This is a genomic window from Vallitalea maricola, assembly GCF_036985595.1.
Classification (GTDB): domain Bacteria; phylum Bacillota; class Clostridia; order Lachnospirales; family Vallitaleaceae; genus Vallitalea; species Vallitalea maricola.
The window spans coordinates 1-18,009 of record NZ_BTPU01000043.1 but is presented as its reverse complement, the minus strand read 5'-3'; the positions used below and the strand labels follow the sequence as shown (position 1 = coordinate 18,009).

Sequence of the window (18,009 nt, the reverse complement as noted above, 5' to 3'; positions counted from 1 at the left end):
ATTTACGGAAAAAACAATGGACTGTATGAATGATGTAAAAAAGCTTGATCAATTGGTAGTTGAAATAAGAAAAATGACAGACCAATTAGGAAGGGAATTAATTAATGAGCATATAAAAAATTTAGATTATGAGATATTTAAGATGCCAGAAAGGAAAAAAAGTTGGGTGCCTGTGAGAATAAGTGAAAAGAATTCATTGATGACCATCATGGGAACTCTTAACTATGAAAGACGTTATTACAAGCATAAAATAACAGGTAAATACACACATTTAGTTGATGATATATTAGGACTTACACCTCGCCAGAGAATAAGCAGTGAATTAGAGGAAAAGCTATTGGAAAACGCAGCAGACACATCCTACGAAAGAAGTGGTCAAGAATCAGGTCGAGAAATAGTTACGAGACAAACTGTCAAAAATATTGTACATAAATATGAAGAAGATGAAATAAAAAGTGAAGTTGAAGCCATAAATAAAAAAGAAATTAAGGTGCTATATGTTGAGGCTGATGAAGATCATATAGCTTTACAAAATGGAAGTCAAACCATAACCAAGTTAGTGTATGTTCATGAAGGGAAAAAATCAGTAGGTAAGAAGAGAAAAACCTTAAAAAATGCTCACTATTTTTCAGGTGTTAAGTACAAATCTCAAAAAATTTTTGAAGACGTTTATAACTATATAAAAAAGAATTATCAAGAAGAAAAGATAGAAAGAATCTACCTTATGGGAGATGGTGCAAGTTGGATTAAAAGAGGTTTAGAAACGCTACCAAAGTGTAAGTTTGTACTGGATCAATTTCACATTAAACAAGCGATGACAAGGGCAATGGGAGGATATGACGAAGTTGATAAAGCAAAAGTACTAGATGATATACGAGAAGGCGATAAGGAGTATTTTATAAAAGATATGACAGAAATAATAGGGAAAGCAAAAACAGAACAAAAGAAAAAAGATATATATAAGGCCTATAAATACATACTGAATAATTGGTCAGGAATAGAAATATATGAACAAGAAAATGTAATTGGATGCAGTGCTGAGGGACATATAAGCCATGTGTTAGCTTCAAGGATGAGTAGTCGGCCAATGGGATGGAGTAAAAAAGGTGCTGATAATATAGCAAGATTAAGAGCATTTAAGGAAAATGGTGGAGACATCCGAGATATAATGAGTTATAGAAAAATAAATGTAAAAGCAGAAAGTAAAAACAGAAAAGAATTAAATAAAAGACTTAACAAAAAAATAGAAAGTAGAAACAATGAAGTAATAGACAATTTAGGAGCAATTAATATAGGACATACAAATGGTTTATATAAAGCGCTAAAAGCCATAAGAAATGCTATTTAAATAAAAGATTCAGGATGATATTATAGCATAGGGAAAATTTGAAAATAATTTCCTACAATAAGTTGACACTATCTATTATATAAATAAAAATGGAAATTCTTTGGAAATTATGGTAATATTATTAATATCTATTTATGGCATAAAATGTCATAACACAGATCATTAAATATAATGATAGAAGTATTTAAAGTTAAATTTAATAATAGAAAGGAGATGACTTTTTAAAGAGAATATAAGGGGAAATTACTATAAACAATAAACCAAAAGAGGATGATAACATATGAAAAGTATAAAAACCAGATTAATTCTTTTGATTGCACTATTAGTTGCTATTAGTATATTATTGATGGATTTTGGAATTGTATATTTTTCTTCTAAAAGTTTGGATAATCTTGGTGATAGGTTGTATCAAACTCAATTAGAATCAAACATTGAATCTATAAAAGCATTTTTTCAAAATAGTTATGGCCAAATAGATGAAATACAATATCAAAATAACAAGATATATAATAAAAGCGGTAAGGAAATTATATTAGAAAATCAAGTTGTTGATACAATAAAAGATAAATTAGGGGTAGCTGCAACTATTTTTGTTAGAGATGAAAAAGGATATAGGCGTGTAGTAACTAACATAATGAATAATAATGAAAGAGCTGTTGGAACTTATTTAAAAGAAACCAATAACTCTTATGAAACTGTTATGAGTGGTGATAGATATATTGGAGATGTTACTTTATTTGGGATAGATTATATATCTGCCTATGAACCTATAATTGATAAAAATGAAAAGATTAATCTTATATTATTCATTGGGGTTCCTAAAACGCAGGCTAAAGTAATTATCCATGATTCCTTATCTGATTTAATAAGATATCTTCTCATATTTGCATTAGGTTTATTGTTGGTTATACTAATTATTATTTATATTATAGGTAATAAGATTGCAACACCAATTCAAAGGGTAACTGAATATTCTCAATTAGTAGCAAAAGGGGATTTTACTATTGAAATTAACGATAATTTATCTAGCAAAAAGGATGAAATTGGGAAACTTAGTAAATCTTTCATAAGTATTATAGAGAATTTAGGACTTTTAATACATAAAATACAGGGATTGGCTAATAGTGTTGCTACATCTTCAGAGGAACTTTCATCTAGTTCACAACAAGCAACAATTTTTTCAGAAGAAGTTGCAAGAACAGTGGAAGAAATTGCATTAGGGGCTTCACAGCAAGCAGAAGACACTAGCAAGGCATCTGACAATGTTTCATTACTTGGAGATATTATTCAAGATAATTTTAATATGACAAAGATATTATCTAATGAATCTAAGAAAGTTAATTCATTAGCAAAAGAAGGATTAAAAGAGATTACTTCACTTAATACTATAACTACTGCATCAAAAGAGGCGGCAAAATCTATTAGTGAAGATATTAAGAAAACAGATCAAAGTGCAAAAGAGATTGGTCAACTTAGTAAAGTGATTACAGCAATTGCTGAGCAAACTAATCTTCTTGCTCTAAATGCAGCTATTGAAGCAGCTAGAGTAGGTGAAGCAGGAAAAGGGTTTGCAGTTGTAGCAGAAGAAATCAGAAAGTTAGCGGAAGAGTCTACTAAATCAACTAATATAATAGATAATATCGTAACAACATTACAAATCAATGTTAATAATACGGTAAATACAATGAAAGAAATAGATACAATTGTTAATACTCAATTAGAAAGAACTAGATCAACTGAGCGAAAGTATGACGAAATATCTAACAGTATAAAAGATACAATAAATATTATTAATAAGCTGGATATGTCATCAAATGAAATGGAAGATAAAAGGAATATTATCATAGATACCATTCAGAATCTGTCTGCTTTAGCAGAAGAAAATGCTGCTAGTACACAGGAAATGTCTGCTTCAGTAGAGCAATTAACAATGACTATGTCAGAGATAACTAGTTCCAGTGATGGATTAGCTAATCTAGCAGGAGAGTTACAAGATGACATATTAAAATTTAAGATTAAATAAACAAAACAATTAATTCTTATAATAAGGGAGTCTATGAGTAGTTTATAGACTCCCTTATTTTATTATCAAGTACTTTACATAGATTTAACATAAGCATTATATTGCTTTAACAGATAGGTGTTACATTATATATGTATTAAATAACAAAAAAATAAAACATGAATTATTATATTAATAATAATTGGGAGGACAAAGTAAATGAAAAAATTTAGAAATGTATTAATGGTAGCACTTATAGTTGTATCTATGGTAGCTTTTGCAGGATGTAAAAGTGATACAGACAGCAAAGCAACAACTGATGACAATAAAACAAGTAGTAACGTAGACAATAATAAAGACAATAACACGGACACTAATACTAATACAGATGAAAGTAAAGATACTGATCAAGATGATGATAAATTAAGTGGTTTAGTTTCAGTTTCAGGTTCAACTTCTGTTGAGAAAATTGGAATTGCATCAGCTGAAGAATTTATGGCATTAAATCCAGATGTAGAAGTGACTTATGAGGGAATTGGTTCATCAAACGGAATTAAAAACGCAAAAGATGGTGTAACAATTCTAGGTACAGCTTCAAGAAATCTTAAAACAGAAGAAAAGAATTGGGGATTAACAGAAGTTGCTATTGCATATGATGGTGTTGCTGTTATAACTCATCCAAGTAATGAAGTTAGCGAATTGACTAAGGAACAAGTGCAAGCAATCTATAAAGGCGAAATCACTAATTGGAAAGATGTTGGCGGAAAAGATGAAGAAATAGTGGTTGTTTCAAGAGAAGATGGTTCTGGAACAAGAGGAGCTTTTGAAGAAATAGTTGATTTTGAAGATGCATTAACAGAAAAAGCTATAATTGCTAAAGGAAACGGAAATGTTCAAACTACTGTTGCTAAAAATGATAAAGCTATAGGATATGTATCTTTCACTTATATAAACGATACAATAAAACCTTTCAAAATTGATGGAGTCCAACCTACTTCAGAAAATGTAGTTAGTGGAGACTATAGTATATCAAGACCATTCTTACTAATATACAAAGAAGAAAATATGACAAAAGAAAGTAAAGCTTTTGTAGATTTCATACTAAGTCCTGAAGGACAGAATATTGTAGAAGAAAAAGGCGGCATCAAAGTAAATTAATATATCATATAAGGGGTTGTCCTGTATATGAGACAGCTCCTTTGATTGATTTAAAATAATTGATTTGGTCTTTTTGAGTTTATATATCGTTTAGGTTAGGAGAAAGATGTATGGATATAAATTTGAATATGGTAAAAGAAAAAAATAAAATAACGGATAATAAAACATTTGATATGAAAATAGATAAAAGACGTGAATTGCTTGAGTCGGTAGCTAAAAAAATGTTTTTACTTAATGCATGTATAGCAGTTATTTGTGTAGCGGCTATAACTTTTTTTGTGTTCTACAAAGGATTACAACCATTTTTCTCTGGTAATGCTGAAGGAACATATAGTTTGGTTGATTTCTTAACAGGTACCCAGTGGAGACCTAATGATAATATAGGCAGTGCTTTGTATGGTATCTTATATATGATATGCGGTTCGCTTATGGCTACTGTAGGAGCCATAATCATAGGTGTGCCAATAGGAATATTGTCAGCTGTTTTCATATCACAGATAGCACCAAAAAACATTAAAAAAATAATAAAACCAGCAGTGGAATTATTAGCTGGTATACCATCGGTTATCTATGGTGTCTTTGGACTTGGGATTATCGTACCTAAGATTATGGATATTTCTCCGAGAGCTCAAGGACAGTCATTATTAGCTGTTATAATGGTATTGACAATTATGATATTACCAACGGTCATAACTATATCAGAAAGTGCAATCAATGCTGTACCACAGGCATATATAGAAGGTTCTTATGGTTTAGGAGCATCCAAGATACAGACTATATTCAAAGTCATATTACCAGCTGCAAAATCAGGTATACTAGCAGGGGTTGTACTTGGTATAGGTAGAGCTATAGGCGAAACAATGGCAGTTATGCTTGTAGCTGGTAATCCAATAGCTGGAATTCCAACTAGTATATGGGACCCTATAAGGCCGCTTACGACTAACATTGCTATGGAGATGGGTTATGCGTTTGGATTGCATCAAGAGATACTATTTTCCACAGGAGTAGTACTATTTATATTTATTATCATACTTAATCTTATTTTAAATAGAATAACAGCAAAGGCAGGAGAAAAATAATGAACAGAAGTATAAAAGACAAAATAATGTACGGATTCATTGGTCTGGCAACAGCTTTTACTGTGGGAATTTTATTATGGATAATAGGATTTGTTTTTGTTAACGGATTAAAATATGTAAATCTGGATTTCATTACTTCAAATTATGATTCAAAAACAACTTATGTAACTATACCAGTTTCTGAAAACAGTATAAATAACAAGTTAGGGTTTGATTTTGAAATAAAAGAATATGAGAATACTAATTATCCTGTTATAACATCAATCGATAAGTTGTCAAAGGCTAAGGAAGCAGTGGATAAAAAAGGTGAATCATTCAAGTTGAGAAAGGGAGATATAATTAAAAAAGTTGCTGGGAAATCAGCAGAGAACTTAACAGTCTTAGAACTGAATGATGTTATAAATAATCTTGACACAGATACTATCTTAGTTAAAGTAACCAATAAAGGTGAAGGAATATTTCCTATGCTTATAACTACTTTGTTGACAATATTATTATCATTGATAGTTGCATGTCCTATTGGTATCTTTGCGGCTATATATTTAACTGAGTATGCGAAACCTGGTAGACTAGTAAGATTAATACGATTCGCTACAGAAAGTTTGGCAGGTATTCCATCAATCATATTTGGATTATTTGGAATGATTTTCTTTGTGGTATTCCTAAAATTCAACTATTCCATTTTGGCTGGTTCTTTAACACTTAGTATTATATTACTGCCAGTCATTATCAGACAGACAGAGGAATCACTTAAGGCTATACCTAATTCCTATAGAGAAGGCTCATTAGGGTTGGGAGCTACTAAATTACAAACTATTAGAAAGGTAATATTACCAAATGCTGTATCAGGAATAGTTGTGGCAATTATACTTAGTATAGGAAGAATTGTAGGAGAGTCAGCAGCATTATTACTTACTGCAGGTACGGTAGCTAGAGTACCTAAAAATCTATTTTCATCTGGGGCAACATTAACAGTTAAAGCTTATGCTGTAGCAGAGGAACAAGGGGATATAGGTATGGCATGTGCCATTGGATCAATCGTAGTAATTCTTATCTTAATACTTAATACACTATCAAAATTAATATCAAGAAAACTTAATAAGTCAAATGCATAATATAGAGGTGAAAAAATGGATAATAATGTAAAATTTACAGTAGAAAATCTTGATTTGTTTTATGGAGATTTCAAGGCATTGAAAAATATAAATATGAACATCAACACCAATGAGATAACAGCTTTAATCGGTCCATCAGGCTGTGGTAAATCAACATTTCTTAGAACACTAAATAGAATGAATGATCTCATTGAAGGAGTAAAAGTTGATGGTTCCATTAAAATAGATGGAGAAGATATCTATGGAGATATTGATGTAATAAAATTAAGAACAAGAGTTGGAATGGTATTTCAAAAACCTAATCCATTTCCTATGAGTATATATGATAATATTGCATACGGACCAAGAGCTCATGGTATCAAGAAGAAGAGTGAACTTAATGAAATTGTTGAAAAAAGTTTACGTAGAGCTGCAATATGGGATGAAGTAAAAGATAGATTGAAGAGAAATGCGATTAGTCTGTCTGGAGGACAACAACAAAGAATATGTATCGCAAGAGCATTAGCTATAGAGCCGGAAGTATTATTAATGGATGAGCCAACTTCTGCACTTGATCCAATTTCAACTATGAAGATTGAGGACTTGGCAACTGAACTTAAGAAAGATTATTCAATTATAATGGTTACACATAATATGCAGCAAGCTGCTAGAATTTCTGATAAGACAGCGTTCTTTTTGCTAGGAGAATTAATAGAATATGATAAGACTGAAAAAGTATTCAGTAATCCGGAGGACAGTAAAACAGAAGAATATATAACAGGAAGATTCGGTTGATTGATTATTATAATATTGAGAGGATTGACAAACTATGCCAATTAGATATAATTTTGAAAAGAAAATTAATGAACTTCATAAAGATTTAATAAAAATGGGCACACTTATAGAGCAATCATTAGATGATGCCATTACTGCACTTAAAAAACAGGATGTATCTTTAGCTAAAAAAGTTATCAGTAAAGACGATGAAATTGATTATATGGAATTAAGGATTGAAAAAGAATGTCTATTATTGATTGCAACCCAACAGCCTATAGCAGCTGATTTGAGAGATATAGCTTCTGTACTAAAAATTATTACTGATCTAGAAAGAATAGGAGACCATTGTACAGATATATCCGAATATACAATTAGACTAGCAGATGAAAAGTACATCAAACCACTTATTCATATACCACAAATGGCAGAGGAAGTTAAAAAAATGATTAAAGATACTATAGATAGTTGTATCAATAAAGATTTGGAACTTGCCAAAAGTGTATGTAGAAGAGATGATATAATAGATAATTATTTTGATAAAATAGTAAGTGAGCTGATGTTTCTCATGATTGACAATAGTAGTGTAGTTAAACAATGTACAGATTTCCTTTTTATAGTTAAATATCTTGAAAGAATGGGAGACCATGCTACTAATATTGCAGAATGGATAATATTTACTGTTACAGGAGAACATATATAAAAGATAGTGCTTTTTTGTGATATAATATATAATAATAACTACTTTTATATATTATAGGAGGTGTAATAGTGGCTACAAATGTTCTTATAGTAGATGACGAAATCCATATACTAGAATTGCTGCGTTATAATCTAGAAAGCAATGGTTATAATGTAATTCAATCAGAAACTGGAGAAGAAGCACTAGGGAAATTAAGAGATAACCATGTAGATATAATTTTGCTTGATCTAATGTTACCAGGGATAGATGGACTAGAAGTATTAAGAAAAATAAGAGGTACAGAAGCTTACAAAGAAATCCCTGTTATAATGTTAACAGCTAAAAATGAGGAGTTTGATACTGTTCTCGGATTAGAAATGGGAGCAGATGATTATATAGGGAAGCCATTTGGTATTCACGAATTACTAGCAAGGATGAAAGCTGTTTTTAGGAGGACAAAAGATAATAAGAATAACCGTGAGGAAAAAGAAGAAATACTTTATATTGGGGAACTTACCATTAATAAGCTTACTCATGAGGTTACTATCAGAGATAAACAATTAGAATTACCTTTAAAAGAGTTTGAATTATTATATATACTAGCTAAAAATAGAGGTCGTGTCTTCGATAGACAATATTTATTGGATAAAATATGGGGATATGATTATTATGGAGAAACTAGAACTGTGGATGTTCATATCAGAAGTTTAAGAAAAAAGATTGAAAGAGATGATAAGAATCCTGAACACATAAAGACTGTTAGGGGAGTAGGGTACAAATATAAATAATGATTATTGTAAGGGTGTGATAGGATGCAAAAAAAATTAATGGCAACTTATATACTAATAATTACATTAACAATTATCATAGCTGTATTATTTTCATGGAATAAAGGTAACAAATATTTTAGAGATACTATTAGAAAAGATACAGAAACCAAAGGTCAGTTATTAATAGATATATTAACTAACGAAGCAGAAAAAGATAGCTTGGATTTTCAAGCTTTTGCTGATAGATATTCTAGCAAATCAGAAGTTAGAATTACCGTTATTGATATGGAAGGTATAGTTGTAGCTGATTCAGATGAAGACTATCGTAAAATGGATAATCATGCTTATAGAAATGAAGTATCTCGTGCCATTAAAGGGGAAATTGCGTCTAAAATCAGATATAGTGATACAATAGGGGCTTATTATTTATATACTGCTTTGCCTATAAGTATAAAAGGTTTTCAAGGTGTTTTAAGGTTATCTATGCCCTTGGTTGAGATACAAAATATAGCAATAGATATGATTAAATATGTTGTGTATGGTATTTTAATTGGTGCTGTTATAGCAGTTATTATTGCTTACATATTAACTAAGAGATTTATGGAGCCGTTAGGACAATTGACACAGGCAGCAATTAAAATATCAGAAGGAAATTATAATGATAAGATATATATACGAAGTAAAGATGAAACAGGAAAATTGGCTGAAGCATTCAATGATATGACAGTTAAACTTAGGCTTAATATGTGGAAATTGGAAAAAAGAAATCTGGAATTTGAGTCGGTTTTAAGTAGTATGATTAATGGTGTGATTGCCGTTGATGAACATTATAAAGTATTTTTATATAACAGTAAGTTGAACCAGATACTGAACATACAAGAAGATATAGTAGGTAAATCAATCTATGAAGTAATACGTAACACAACTATTTTCAATGTACTAGAAAAGTCTATACAACAAAATGAATATATTGTTGATGAAACAGTAATAAAAAATAACAAGAATGATAAAATTATTAGAGTATATGCTAATCCTATATTTGCACCAAAACGTGCCAGCATCAAAACCATGGGAACTCTACTTGTAATCAGGGATATAACACAAATGAAGAAGTTAGAAACCATGAGAAGTGATTTTGTATCTAATGTAACCCATGAATTAAACACTCCGCTAACATTAATCAGGGGTTTTGTTGATACTCTTAAAAATGGAGCCATAAAAGATGAAAAAGTTGCGGCTAGATTCTTGGATATAATTGATATTGAAACAGAAAGACTATCATTATTGATTCAAGATATATTATCACTCTCTGCAATAGAAAATATGGATGATGAAAAAAACAGCAGTAATAATAATATAGGAGAAATCATAAATGAAGTTGTACAAATACTAAACCCAAAATTAGAAAATAAAGATATTATTATAGATGTTAGAGTTAAGGAAGATGTAACTTATAACTGCAACAGGAATAGGATTAAGCAGTTGATAATTAATCTTATGGATAATGCAATAAAATATACTGAAAAAGGTAGTGTCATGATTTCATGTGATGAATCAGAAGAAGATGTAATAATAGAAGTGACTGATACAGGCATTGGAATTGAAGAACAGCATATACCTAGATTATTCGAGAGATTTTATAGAGTGGATAAGGGACGGTCAAGAAACATGGGAGGGACAGGGCTTGGTCTTTCTATTGTTAAACATATTGTAGGGCTTTATAAAGGAAAAATAGAAGTTGATAGTAATATTGGAGAAGGAACAACTTTTATAATCAGGCTTCCCAAATAAGGGAATTATATGATTTGTAGTAGGTATTTTCATAATTATTATAATCATGAATTAATTTATTGGAAAAATAATTCATTTTATACTTGATTTATTTGTTAAACTATAATATAATTTTAATCATCAACGCAACCGTTTGCACATAAATAATCTGAAAAGGTAGGTGTAAATATTCGTGAGAGAATATTTTAATAGTGATGATTGGCTTATTATAGAAGAGGGTTTTGAACCTGAATATAATAGGGTAGCTGAAAGCGCTATGAGTCTTGGAAATGGCCATATGGGCATACGTGGTAATTTTGAAGAAAAATACTCAGGCGACAGTCTTTCAGGTACTTATTATGCAGGTATCTATTACCCTGACAAAACCAAAGTAGGATGGTGGAAAAACGGTTATCCAGAGTGGTTTGCAAAAGTACTTAATGGTATTAATTTTATTGGAATTGATGTTAAAGTTAATGGATTGGAACTAGATATTGCAAAGTGTACTGTAATCGATTTTCAACGTATACTAAATATGAAGCATGGTTATTTAGAAAGAAGTTTTGTTGCTGTTGATAAAAACAATAACAAAACTAAAATAATCAGTAAAAGATTTTTAAGTATGGCTGAATCTGAGATAGCTGCTATAAAATACTCTGTTATCCCATTGAACTATGATGGTGAAATAACATTGAATCCATATCTAGATGGAAAAGTAGTCAATGAAGATTCTAATTATGATGAATACTTCTGGGAAGAAGTAGAGAAAAAGGCAGAAGATAATTTATGTTATCTTAATATGAAAACCAAAAAACTGGACTTCCGTGTTTCATGCGCTATGAAATATGAATTATCAAATAAAAATGATAAGTTCCACCCAAAAGAAATGACTTTAATTTCTAAAGAAGATTATGTAGCTAATCTATTAAGTGTATCTGTTAAAACTGGAGATGAAATTACTCTAACCAAATACATTTCAGCAGTTACTAATAGAGACTATAATAATGAAGATTTAGTTAATAAAGCTGTTAATGCAGTAAATAAAGCTTATGAATCTGGTTATGACAATTTGTTTGAGGCTCACAAAGAAACATGGGACAACAAATGGGAAGAAAATGATATAACCATAGTAGGTGATAAAAAAGCTCAGCAAGGAATTAGATTCAATATATTCCATCTTAATCAGACGTATACAGGGGAAGATCAAAGATTGAATATTGGACCAAAAGGATTCACTGGTGAAAAATACGGGGGTAGCACATATTGGGATACAGAGGCATATTGTTTACCTTTCTATTTAAGTACTGCACCAAGTAAAATAGCTAAAAACTTATTGATATATCGTTATAATCATCTGGAAAAAGCAAAAGAAAATGCAAGAAAACTAGGCTTCAAGGGTGCATTATATCCTATGGTTACTATGAATGGAGAAGAGTGCCATAATGAATGGGAAATAACATTCGAAGAAATTCATAGAAATGGTGCCATAGCATATGCTATATACAATTATGTTAATTATACAGGAGACAAGAAACATCTCGCTGATTATGGAATTGAAGTTTTAGTTGAGATAAGTCGTTTCTGGGCTGATAGAGTTAATTATAATAAAGCTAAAGATAAATATATGATTTTAGGAGTTACAGGTCCTAATGAATATGAGAACAATGTAAACAATAACTGGTATACTAATACAATAGCCAGCTGGACATTAGGATATGCAATGGAAGCTCTCGACTATGTAAAGAACGAATATAGTGATATCTATTATAGGTTATTGCAAAAATTAGAATTAAAAGAACAAGAAGTAGATAAGTGGAAAGATATAATTGATAAGATGTATTATCCATATATTGAAGAGGAAAAAGTTTTTTCTCAACAAGATGGTTATATGGATAAAGAGCAGATATTAGTAAAAGAATTACCTGAAGGTAATCTGCCAATTAATCAAAATTGGTCTTGGGATAGAATATTACGTTCTTGTTTCATAAAACAAGCGGATGTTATGCAAGGTATCTATTTCTTCAATGACAGATACGATCTAGATACTATCAAACGTAACTTTGATTTCTATGAACCTAGAACAGTTCATGAATCCTCATTATCACCATGTATTTACTCAATTATCGCTAGTCAGTTAGGTTATGAGAAAAAAGCTTACGAGCTATACCTTAGAACTGCTAGACTAGATCTTGATAATTACAACTGTGATAGTGACGATGGACTTCATATAACAAGTATGGCAGGTACATGGATGTCTGTAGTACATGGTTTTGGAGGTTTGAAAGTTAAAGATAATGAATTATACCTTTCACCATTTTTACCAAAGTCATGGCAAGAATATTCATTCAGGATTCTTTTCAGAGACAGCCTTCTTAATGTAAAAGTAGGTAACTCAGTAATAATAGAATTAATATCAGGTGATGACGTTATTATCAATGTATTTAAACAAAAATACACTATAAATAAGAATAATAAAATAGAAATATAGAATAATTAAATATTAGAACTTTGCGATAGCTATATAAATAAAAAGGATGTACTATATTATTGGAGATATTAATACCATAACTTATAAATTAAGGTAAATATGCTTTTAATAATATAGTATATCCTTTATTTTGTTGAATCTCTTTCTATTAATTTTGTATCGATAATATAATTATTGGTTTCCATTGGGGTATCTTCTATTTGATTAATAAGAAGTTTAGCAGCAAACATGCCTAATTTTTCAGCGTTAATATCAACGGATGAAATGCTTGGCTTTTTGTACTGAGATATAACAGTATTGTTGAAACCCACTAAAGATACATCTTCGATTCCTTGCTCCAATAGGGCTCTTTGTACTCCAAAAGCAATTAGATCGTCTGTTGTAACAATGGCATCAGGTGTTTGGTATTCTATCATTTCCTTGGTAGCTTCATAGGCTGCTTCTTCAGTATAATCTTTTTCATATATAAGATTAAGGTCTGCTTTTATATTATTGATTTTCAGAGCTTTCAAATAACCTAGTAACCTATACTTAGTTACTTTAAATTCATGTGAACCACCAATGAATCCAATATTCTTTTTACCTTTCTTAATTAATAAATCTACAACATCATACATTGCTTTTATGTTATCATTATCTACCCAATAAGTAATCTTTTCATCATCAGGTTTTCCGATAACTACAAAAGGATGTTTCCTATATTGGAGGAAAGCGATGCTTTTATCATTATCTTTAACTGTTGTTAAGATGATTCCATCAACCCATTGACTACCTACTAGGTTGGATAGAACCTCAACTTCGTCTTCATCATTATCAGCATGTGTAAAAAGTATATAATATCCTTTTTCTTTTGCATAAGAGCTGATACCACGCATTGCTTGAACAAAGAATGGATTTAATAACAAATCAGCTTTGGAACCAGGTAATAGAAGTCCTAAGGTTTTGGTAGATTTATTGGTAAGACTTCTTGCTATCAAGTTTGGTTGATAATTTAATTCTGCCATTGCAGCTCTCACACGTTCTTTGGTCGCATCACTGATTCTGGAATTATTGGAGATAACTCTTGATACAGTTGAAGGGGAAACGTTTGCACGATTAGCTACATCTTTTATTGTTACGGACATTAATGCACTTCCTTTTAAGATTTATTGTAAAATCATTATATAACAATTAAAAGTTAAAATCAACTAAACCATATATTATTAGGCAATTTGTTGAGTATTAATAAACTGTTGGTACAGAAAATTCTTTTTTTTGTTGACAATTTCTAAATCACGTGATATACTTCATTTGTAAGGCAAACGGTTGCATTATTAATAACTAAGCAAATAATGGTTATACTAACATAATAAGGAAAAAAAGATTTATCTAAAGATTATGTAAAAGAAAAAAATTACATATATTTGACATTGGATAATGACTATTACCACAATAAATGCAAGCGATTGCGAGAAAATCAGAGAAAAGGGGAAATAGAAATGAAAAATAAGATTTTTAAGACTATATCTATTTTACTAGTATTAGTATTTGCTATAGCAGGATGTAAATCAAATACTGATACAAATGATAAGGAAAAAGCAACTGTTGATATTTTTCAATTTAAAGTAGAAGCAAAAGAGGCTCTAGAAGCTGCTGCAGATGAATATATGAAGCAAAATGAAAACATAACTATTAATATTGAAACAGTGGGTGGCGGAGACGATTATGGTGCTGCTTTAAAGTCTAGATTTGCATCGGGAAAAGAACCTGCAATATTTAATGTTGGTGGTTTACAAGATGTTTATGATTGGAAAGACAACTTAGCAGATTTATCACAAGAACCATGGGTTAAAGCAGCATTTGCTGGAACTTTGGATTCAGTTACAGTTGATGGTAAAGTATACGGATTACCATTCAACCAAGAAGGTTATGGATTGATATACAATAAAGCAATTTTTGAAAAAGCTGATATTGATCCTGCTACAATTACTTCATTCAAAGCTCTTGAAGAAGCTGTTAAGAAATTAGATTCTATGAAAGATGAATTAGAACTTAAAGCAGTATTTGCATTTCCAGCAAAAGAGACTTGGGTAACAGGATTACATCTTGCAAATATCCAATTCGCTAATGAGTTCAAATCTGTAAATGAAGCTTATGAAGCTAAGACAATTGAAATGCCATATGCTGATGCATGGAAGAAATTACTTGATCTTCAAGCAGATTATGCATATCAGCCAGATGGAACAAGAGGTTCATTAAACAGCGTAGACTACTCTACACAAGTAGAAGAAATGTTCTCAATCGGTAGAGTTGCACTTATTCAACAAGGTAACTGGGCATATGGAAGTATAGCTGGTATTGATGAAGAACTTGCTTCAAATATTGGATTATTGCCTTTACCACTTGAAGGTGTTAACGAAGATTCTATTCCAGTTGGAATCCCTAACTATTGGGCAGTAAACAGCGCTAAGAGCGAAGCTGAAATAGCTGCTGCAAAAGATTTCTTGAACTGGTTATATACTTCTGATGAGGGTAAGAAAAGAATCATTAACGATTTCAAATTCATTCCTGCTTTTACTGGATATGAATCAGATGAACTTCAACCAAGTGATCCACTTGCTAAAGATATTTTAAGATACAGCAACGAAGGTAAAACAATGCCATGGGTATTCATGGGATATCCAACAGGTTGGGGTATGGACGTATTAGGCGCTGATATCCAAGGATATTTATTAGGTGACTTATCATGGGAAGACTTAATCAAAGATGCCAAAGATAAATGGGCTGAAGGTAGAAAATAATAAACTAGCAATATGAAATATAATATAAAGCAGTGAACGGTTAGCAAGTAATAGACTGTTTTCTGCTTTATATATGGATATGAAGTATTAACAGCATAAAAGGCTATGATAAATAGCATAATAATTAAAACAAAAAACAGTTAAGGAGGTTTGCATATGAGACGTAGTAAAGTAGCTTTTTATGGATTTATTGCACCATGTTTTATAGCATTTACAATTACAGTAATTATTCCATTCATATTTGGAATATACTATTCCTTTACTGACTGGAATGGTATCAAAAGCGATGTAAGCTTTATTGGATTTAGTAATTATGCTGAAATTTTTAGTGATAAGGGTTTTGGCAGTTCCTTTCTTTTTACAATCTTATTTGCGGTAGCATCAGTATTATTAATTAATATTATAGGATTTACTTTAGCAATAATAGTAACCAGAAAATTAAAAATCCAGAATGTACTTAGAACTATATTCTTTATGCCTAATCTTATTGGAGGATTAATTCTAGGATTTATATGGCAATTTATATTTGTTAAAGTATTTGCTATGATTGGTGACGCAACAGGTGCAAAATGGCTACTTGGATGGTTATCCACTACAGAAACAGGATTTTGGGGATTAGTAATCCTTATGTGCTGGCAAATGTCAGGATACATCATGATTATATATATTGCAGCTTTGCAAAATATACCTACTGAACTTATAGAGGCATCTAAGATTGATGGCGCTAATTTCAAGAATAGAATGAAACATATTATATTCCCATTAATAAGACCAGGATTTACAGTTTGTCTATTCTTAACATTGTCCAATGCTTTTAAGCTATATGACCAAAACTTGTCATTAACTGGTGGAGCACCAAGAAACTCTACACAGATGCTCGCTCTTAACATTTACAATACAGCATTCAAGTTCAATAAGATGGGTCAGGCACAAGCAAAGGCAATCATTTTCTTTGTAGTTATAGCTTTGATTTCCCTTATTCAAGTGTATTTTTCTAAGAAAGGGGAGGTGGAGATGTAATGAAAGCCAATAAAGTTATTACAGGAATTATAGGTAGCGTAATAGGATTATTATTTTTAGCACCATTTTATATCATACTTACTAACTCATTCAAGACGAAGAAAGAACTGTTCTTGAATACTCTAAGCTTACCAAAAGGTTTGAATTTTGATAACTATATAAAAGCTTGGAAAGAACTGGATTTTATAAAAGTATTTTTTAATTCGTTTTTGATAACACTTATAAGTATTATAGTAATAATTATATTCGCTTCTATGGCTGCATGGATGATTCAGAGAACAAATAATAAGATAGCTAATCTTATTCTATATATGTTTATAGCGGCTATGTTGATACCTTTTCAATCTGTTATGCTTCCATTAGTTCGTTTAATGGGAAATTTGCACATGTTAAATATACCAGGGATAATATTTATGTATTTGGGATTTGGTTCCAGTTTGTCCATATTCCTTTACCATGGTTTTATTAAAAGTATACCTCGTAGTTTAGATGAGGCTGCTACTATAGATGGATGTAATAGTTTGCAAACTTATATATATGTTATATTTCCAATATTGAAACCTATTTCCATAACAGTTGCACTGTTAAATATGGTTTGGATATGGAACGACTATCTATTACCATCATTGACTATTAATAATGAAGAAACTCATACAATACCTCTTAGGATATTCTATTTCTTCGGTCAATATACTAAACAATGGCACTTAGCACTTGCAGGGTTAACACTTAGTATAATACCAGTTATTATCTTCTACTTCTTTGCACAGAAGCAGATTATAGAGAGTGTAACAGCAGGTAGTGTAAAAAGTTAATTATTGTATCATAGAAATATATGGGAACTATCTCACGGATACATTGAAACAGGGTGTATCAGGAGGTAGTCCTTATTTTATTATAAAAAGTCTTAAGAACCGTAAACTAGTATCTATTATTAGGATTCTATATAATATAGGAAACAACTGTTTTTTATAAGTAAATTTTACATTTATACATATAGAATGTAAAATTATCGCATAAAAGTGATAGTGTCAACTTATTGTA

The 18,009-nt window shown here is 30.6% G+C and carries 14 protein-coding genes; 13 read left to right on the top strand and 1 reads right to left on the bottom strand.

Annotated features, from left to right (window positions below):
- The 10 genes from AACQ14_RS13765 to AACQ14_RS13720 form a co-directional block, all read left to right on the top strand.
- On the top strand, positions 1-1,348 hold a 1,348-nt coding region (locus AACQ14_RS13765), incomplete at its 5' end, for an ISLre2 family transposase (protein WP_339364153.1).
- Between the two features lie 280 nt (positions 1,349-1,628).
- A complete protein-coding gene (locus AACQ14_RS13760) occupies positions 1,629-3,371 on the top strand; it encodes a methyl-accepting chemotaxis protein (protein ID WP_339364152.1) in 1,743 nt (580 codons plus the stop codon).
- A 198-nt stretch (positions 3,372-3,569) separates the two neighbouring features.
- Complete coding sequence (locus AACQ14_RS13755; protein WP_339364151.1) at positions 3,570-4,508, top strand: phosphate ABC transporter substrate-binding protein; 939 nt, start codon at positions 3,570-3,572, stop codon at positions 4,506-4,508.
- A gap of 110 nt (positions 4,509-4,618) precedes the next feature.
- Positions 4,619-5,587, top strand: a complete 969-nt coding sequence (pstC, locus tag AACQ14_RS13750) for a phosphate ABC transporter permease subunit PstC (protein WP_339364150.1) — start codon at positions 4,619-4,621, stop codon at positions 5,585-5,587.
- A complete protein-coding gene (pstA, locus tag AACQ14_RS13745) occupies positions 5,587-6,702 on the top strand; it encodes a phosphate ABC transporter permease PstA (RefSeq protein WP_339364148.1) in 1,116 nt (371 codons plus the stop codon). Before pstC ends, pstA begins: the two co-directional genes overlap by 1 nt.
- A 15-nt stretch (positions 6,703-6,717) precedes the next feature.
- On the top strand, positions 6,718-7,476 hold the full coding sequence (gene pstB / locus AACQ14_RS13740) for a phosphate ABC transporter ATP-binding protein PstB (RefSeq protein ID WP_339364147.1): 759 nt from the start codon (positions 6,718-6,720) through the stop codon (positions 7,474-7,476).
- 34 nt (positions 7,477-7,510) lie between these two features.
- Entirely contained in the window at positions 7,511-8,158 is a 648-nt protein-coding gene (gene phoU / locus AACQ14_RS13735; RefSeq protein ID WP_339364146.1) for a phosphate signaling complex protein PhoU, read from the top strand.
- Positions 8,159-8,226: 68 nt separating this feature from the next.
- Positions 8,227-8,925, top strand: a complete 699-nt coding sequence (locus AACQ14_RS13730; protein ID WP_339364145.1) for a response regulator transcription factor — start codon at positions 8,227-8,229, stop codon at positions 8,923-8,925.
- A 24-nt stretch (positions 8,926-8,949) separates the two neighbouring features.
- A complete protein-coding gene (gene pnpS / locus AACQ14_RS13725; RefSeq protein WP_339364144.1) occupies positions 8,950-10,698 on the top strand; it encodes a two-component system histidine kinase PnpS in 1,749 nt (582 codons plus the stop codon).
- A gap of 172 nt (positions 10,699-10,870) precedes the next feature.
- Positions 10,871-13,165 carry a family 65 glycosyl hydrolase domain-containing protein gene (locus AACQ14_RS13720; RefSeq protein ID WP_339364143.1) on the top strand — a complete coding sequence of 765 codons (2,295 nt, stop codon included), beginning with the start codon at positions 10,871-10,873 and terminating at the stop codon, positions 13,163-13,165.
- A 125-nt stretch (positions 13,166-13,290) separates the two neighbouring features.
- Here AACQ14_RS13720 and AACQ14_RS13715 read toward each other — a convergent pair whose 3' ends face one another.
- On the bottom strand, positions 13,291-14,289 hold the full coding sequence (locus tag AACQ14_RS13715; RefSeq protein ID WP_339364142.1) for a LacI family DNA-binding transcriptional regulator: 999 nt from the start codon (positions 14,287-14,289) through the stop codon (positions 13,291-13,293).
- A gap of 354 nt (positions 14,290-14,643) precedes the next feature.
- Here AACQ14_RS13715 and AACQ14_RS13710 point away from each other — a divergent pair, with 354 nt between their 5' ends.
- From AACQ14_RS13710 to AACQ14_RS13700, 3 genes are all read left to right on the top strand, one after another.
- On the top strand, positions 14,644-15,945 hold the full coding sequence (locus AACQ14_RS13710) for an ABC transporter substrate-binding protein (protein ID WP_339364141.1): 1,302 nt from the start codon (positions 14,644-14,646) through the stop codon (positions 15,943-15,945).
- Between the two features lie 156 nt (positions 15,946-16,101).
- A complete protein-coding gene (locus AACQ14_RS13705; protein WP_339364140.1) occupies positions 16,102-16,965 on the top strand; it encodes a carbohydrate ABC transporter permease in 864 nt (287 codons plus the stop codon).
- On the top strand, positions 16,965-17,780 hold the full coding sequence (locus AACQ14_RS13700; protein WP_339364139.1) for a carbohydrate ABC transporter permease: 816 nt from the start codon (positions 16,965-16,967) through the stop codon (positions 17,778-17,780). The genes AACQ14_RS13705 and AACQ14_RS13700 overlap by 1 nt, the downstream gene beginning before the upstream one ends.
- Positions 17,781-18,009: the final 229 nt, after the last annotated feature.

Coding starts and splice junctions, on each gene's coding strand:
- AACQ14_RS13760 (WP_339364152.1), top strand. CDS start 1,629: ATGAAAAGTATAAAAACCAGATTAATTCTTTTGATTGCACTATTAGTT.
- AACQ14_RS13755 (WP_339364151.1), top strand. CDS start 3,570: ATGAAAAAATTTAGAAATGTATTAATGGTAGCACTTATAGTTGTATCT.
- pstC (WP_339364150.1), top strand. CDS start 4,619: ATGGATATAAATTTGAATATGGTAAAAGAAAAAAATAAAATAACGGAT.
- pstA (WP_339364148.1), top strand. CDS start 5,587: ATGAACAGAAGTATAAAAGACAAAATAATGTACGGATTCATTGGTCTG.
- pstB (WP_339364147.1), top strand. CDS start 6,718: ATGGATAATAATGTAAAATTTACAGTAGAAAATCTTGATTTGTTTTAT.
- phoU (WP_339364146.1), top strand. CDS start 7,511: ATGCCAATTAGATATAATTTTGAAAAGAAAATTAATGAACTTCATAAA.
- pnpS (WP_339364144.1), top strand. CDS start 8,950: ATGCAAAAAAAATTAATGGCAACTTATATACTAATAATTACATTAACA.
- AACQ14_RS13715 (WP_339364142.1), bottom strand. CDS start 14,289: ATGTCCGTAACAATAAAAGATGTAGCTAATCGTGCAAACGTTTCCCCT.
- AACQ14_RS13710 (WP_339364141.1), top strand. CDS start 14,644: ATGAAAAATAAGATTTTTAAGACTATATCTATTTTACTAGTATTAGTA.
- AACQ14_RS13705 (WP_339364140.1), top strand. CDS start 16,102: ATGAGACGTAGTAAAGTAGCTTTTTATGGATTTATTGCACCATGTTTT.
- AACQ14_RS13700 (WP_339364139.1), top strand. CDS start 16,965: ATGAAAGCCAATAAAGTTATTACAGGAATTATAGGTAGCGTAATAGGA.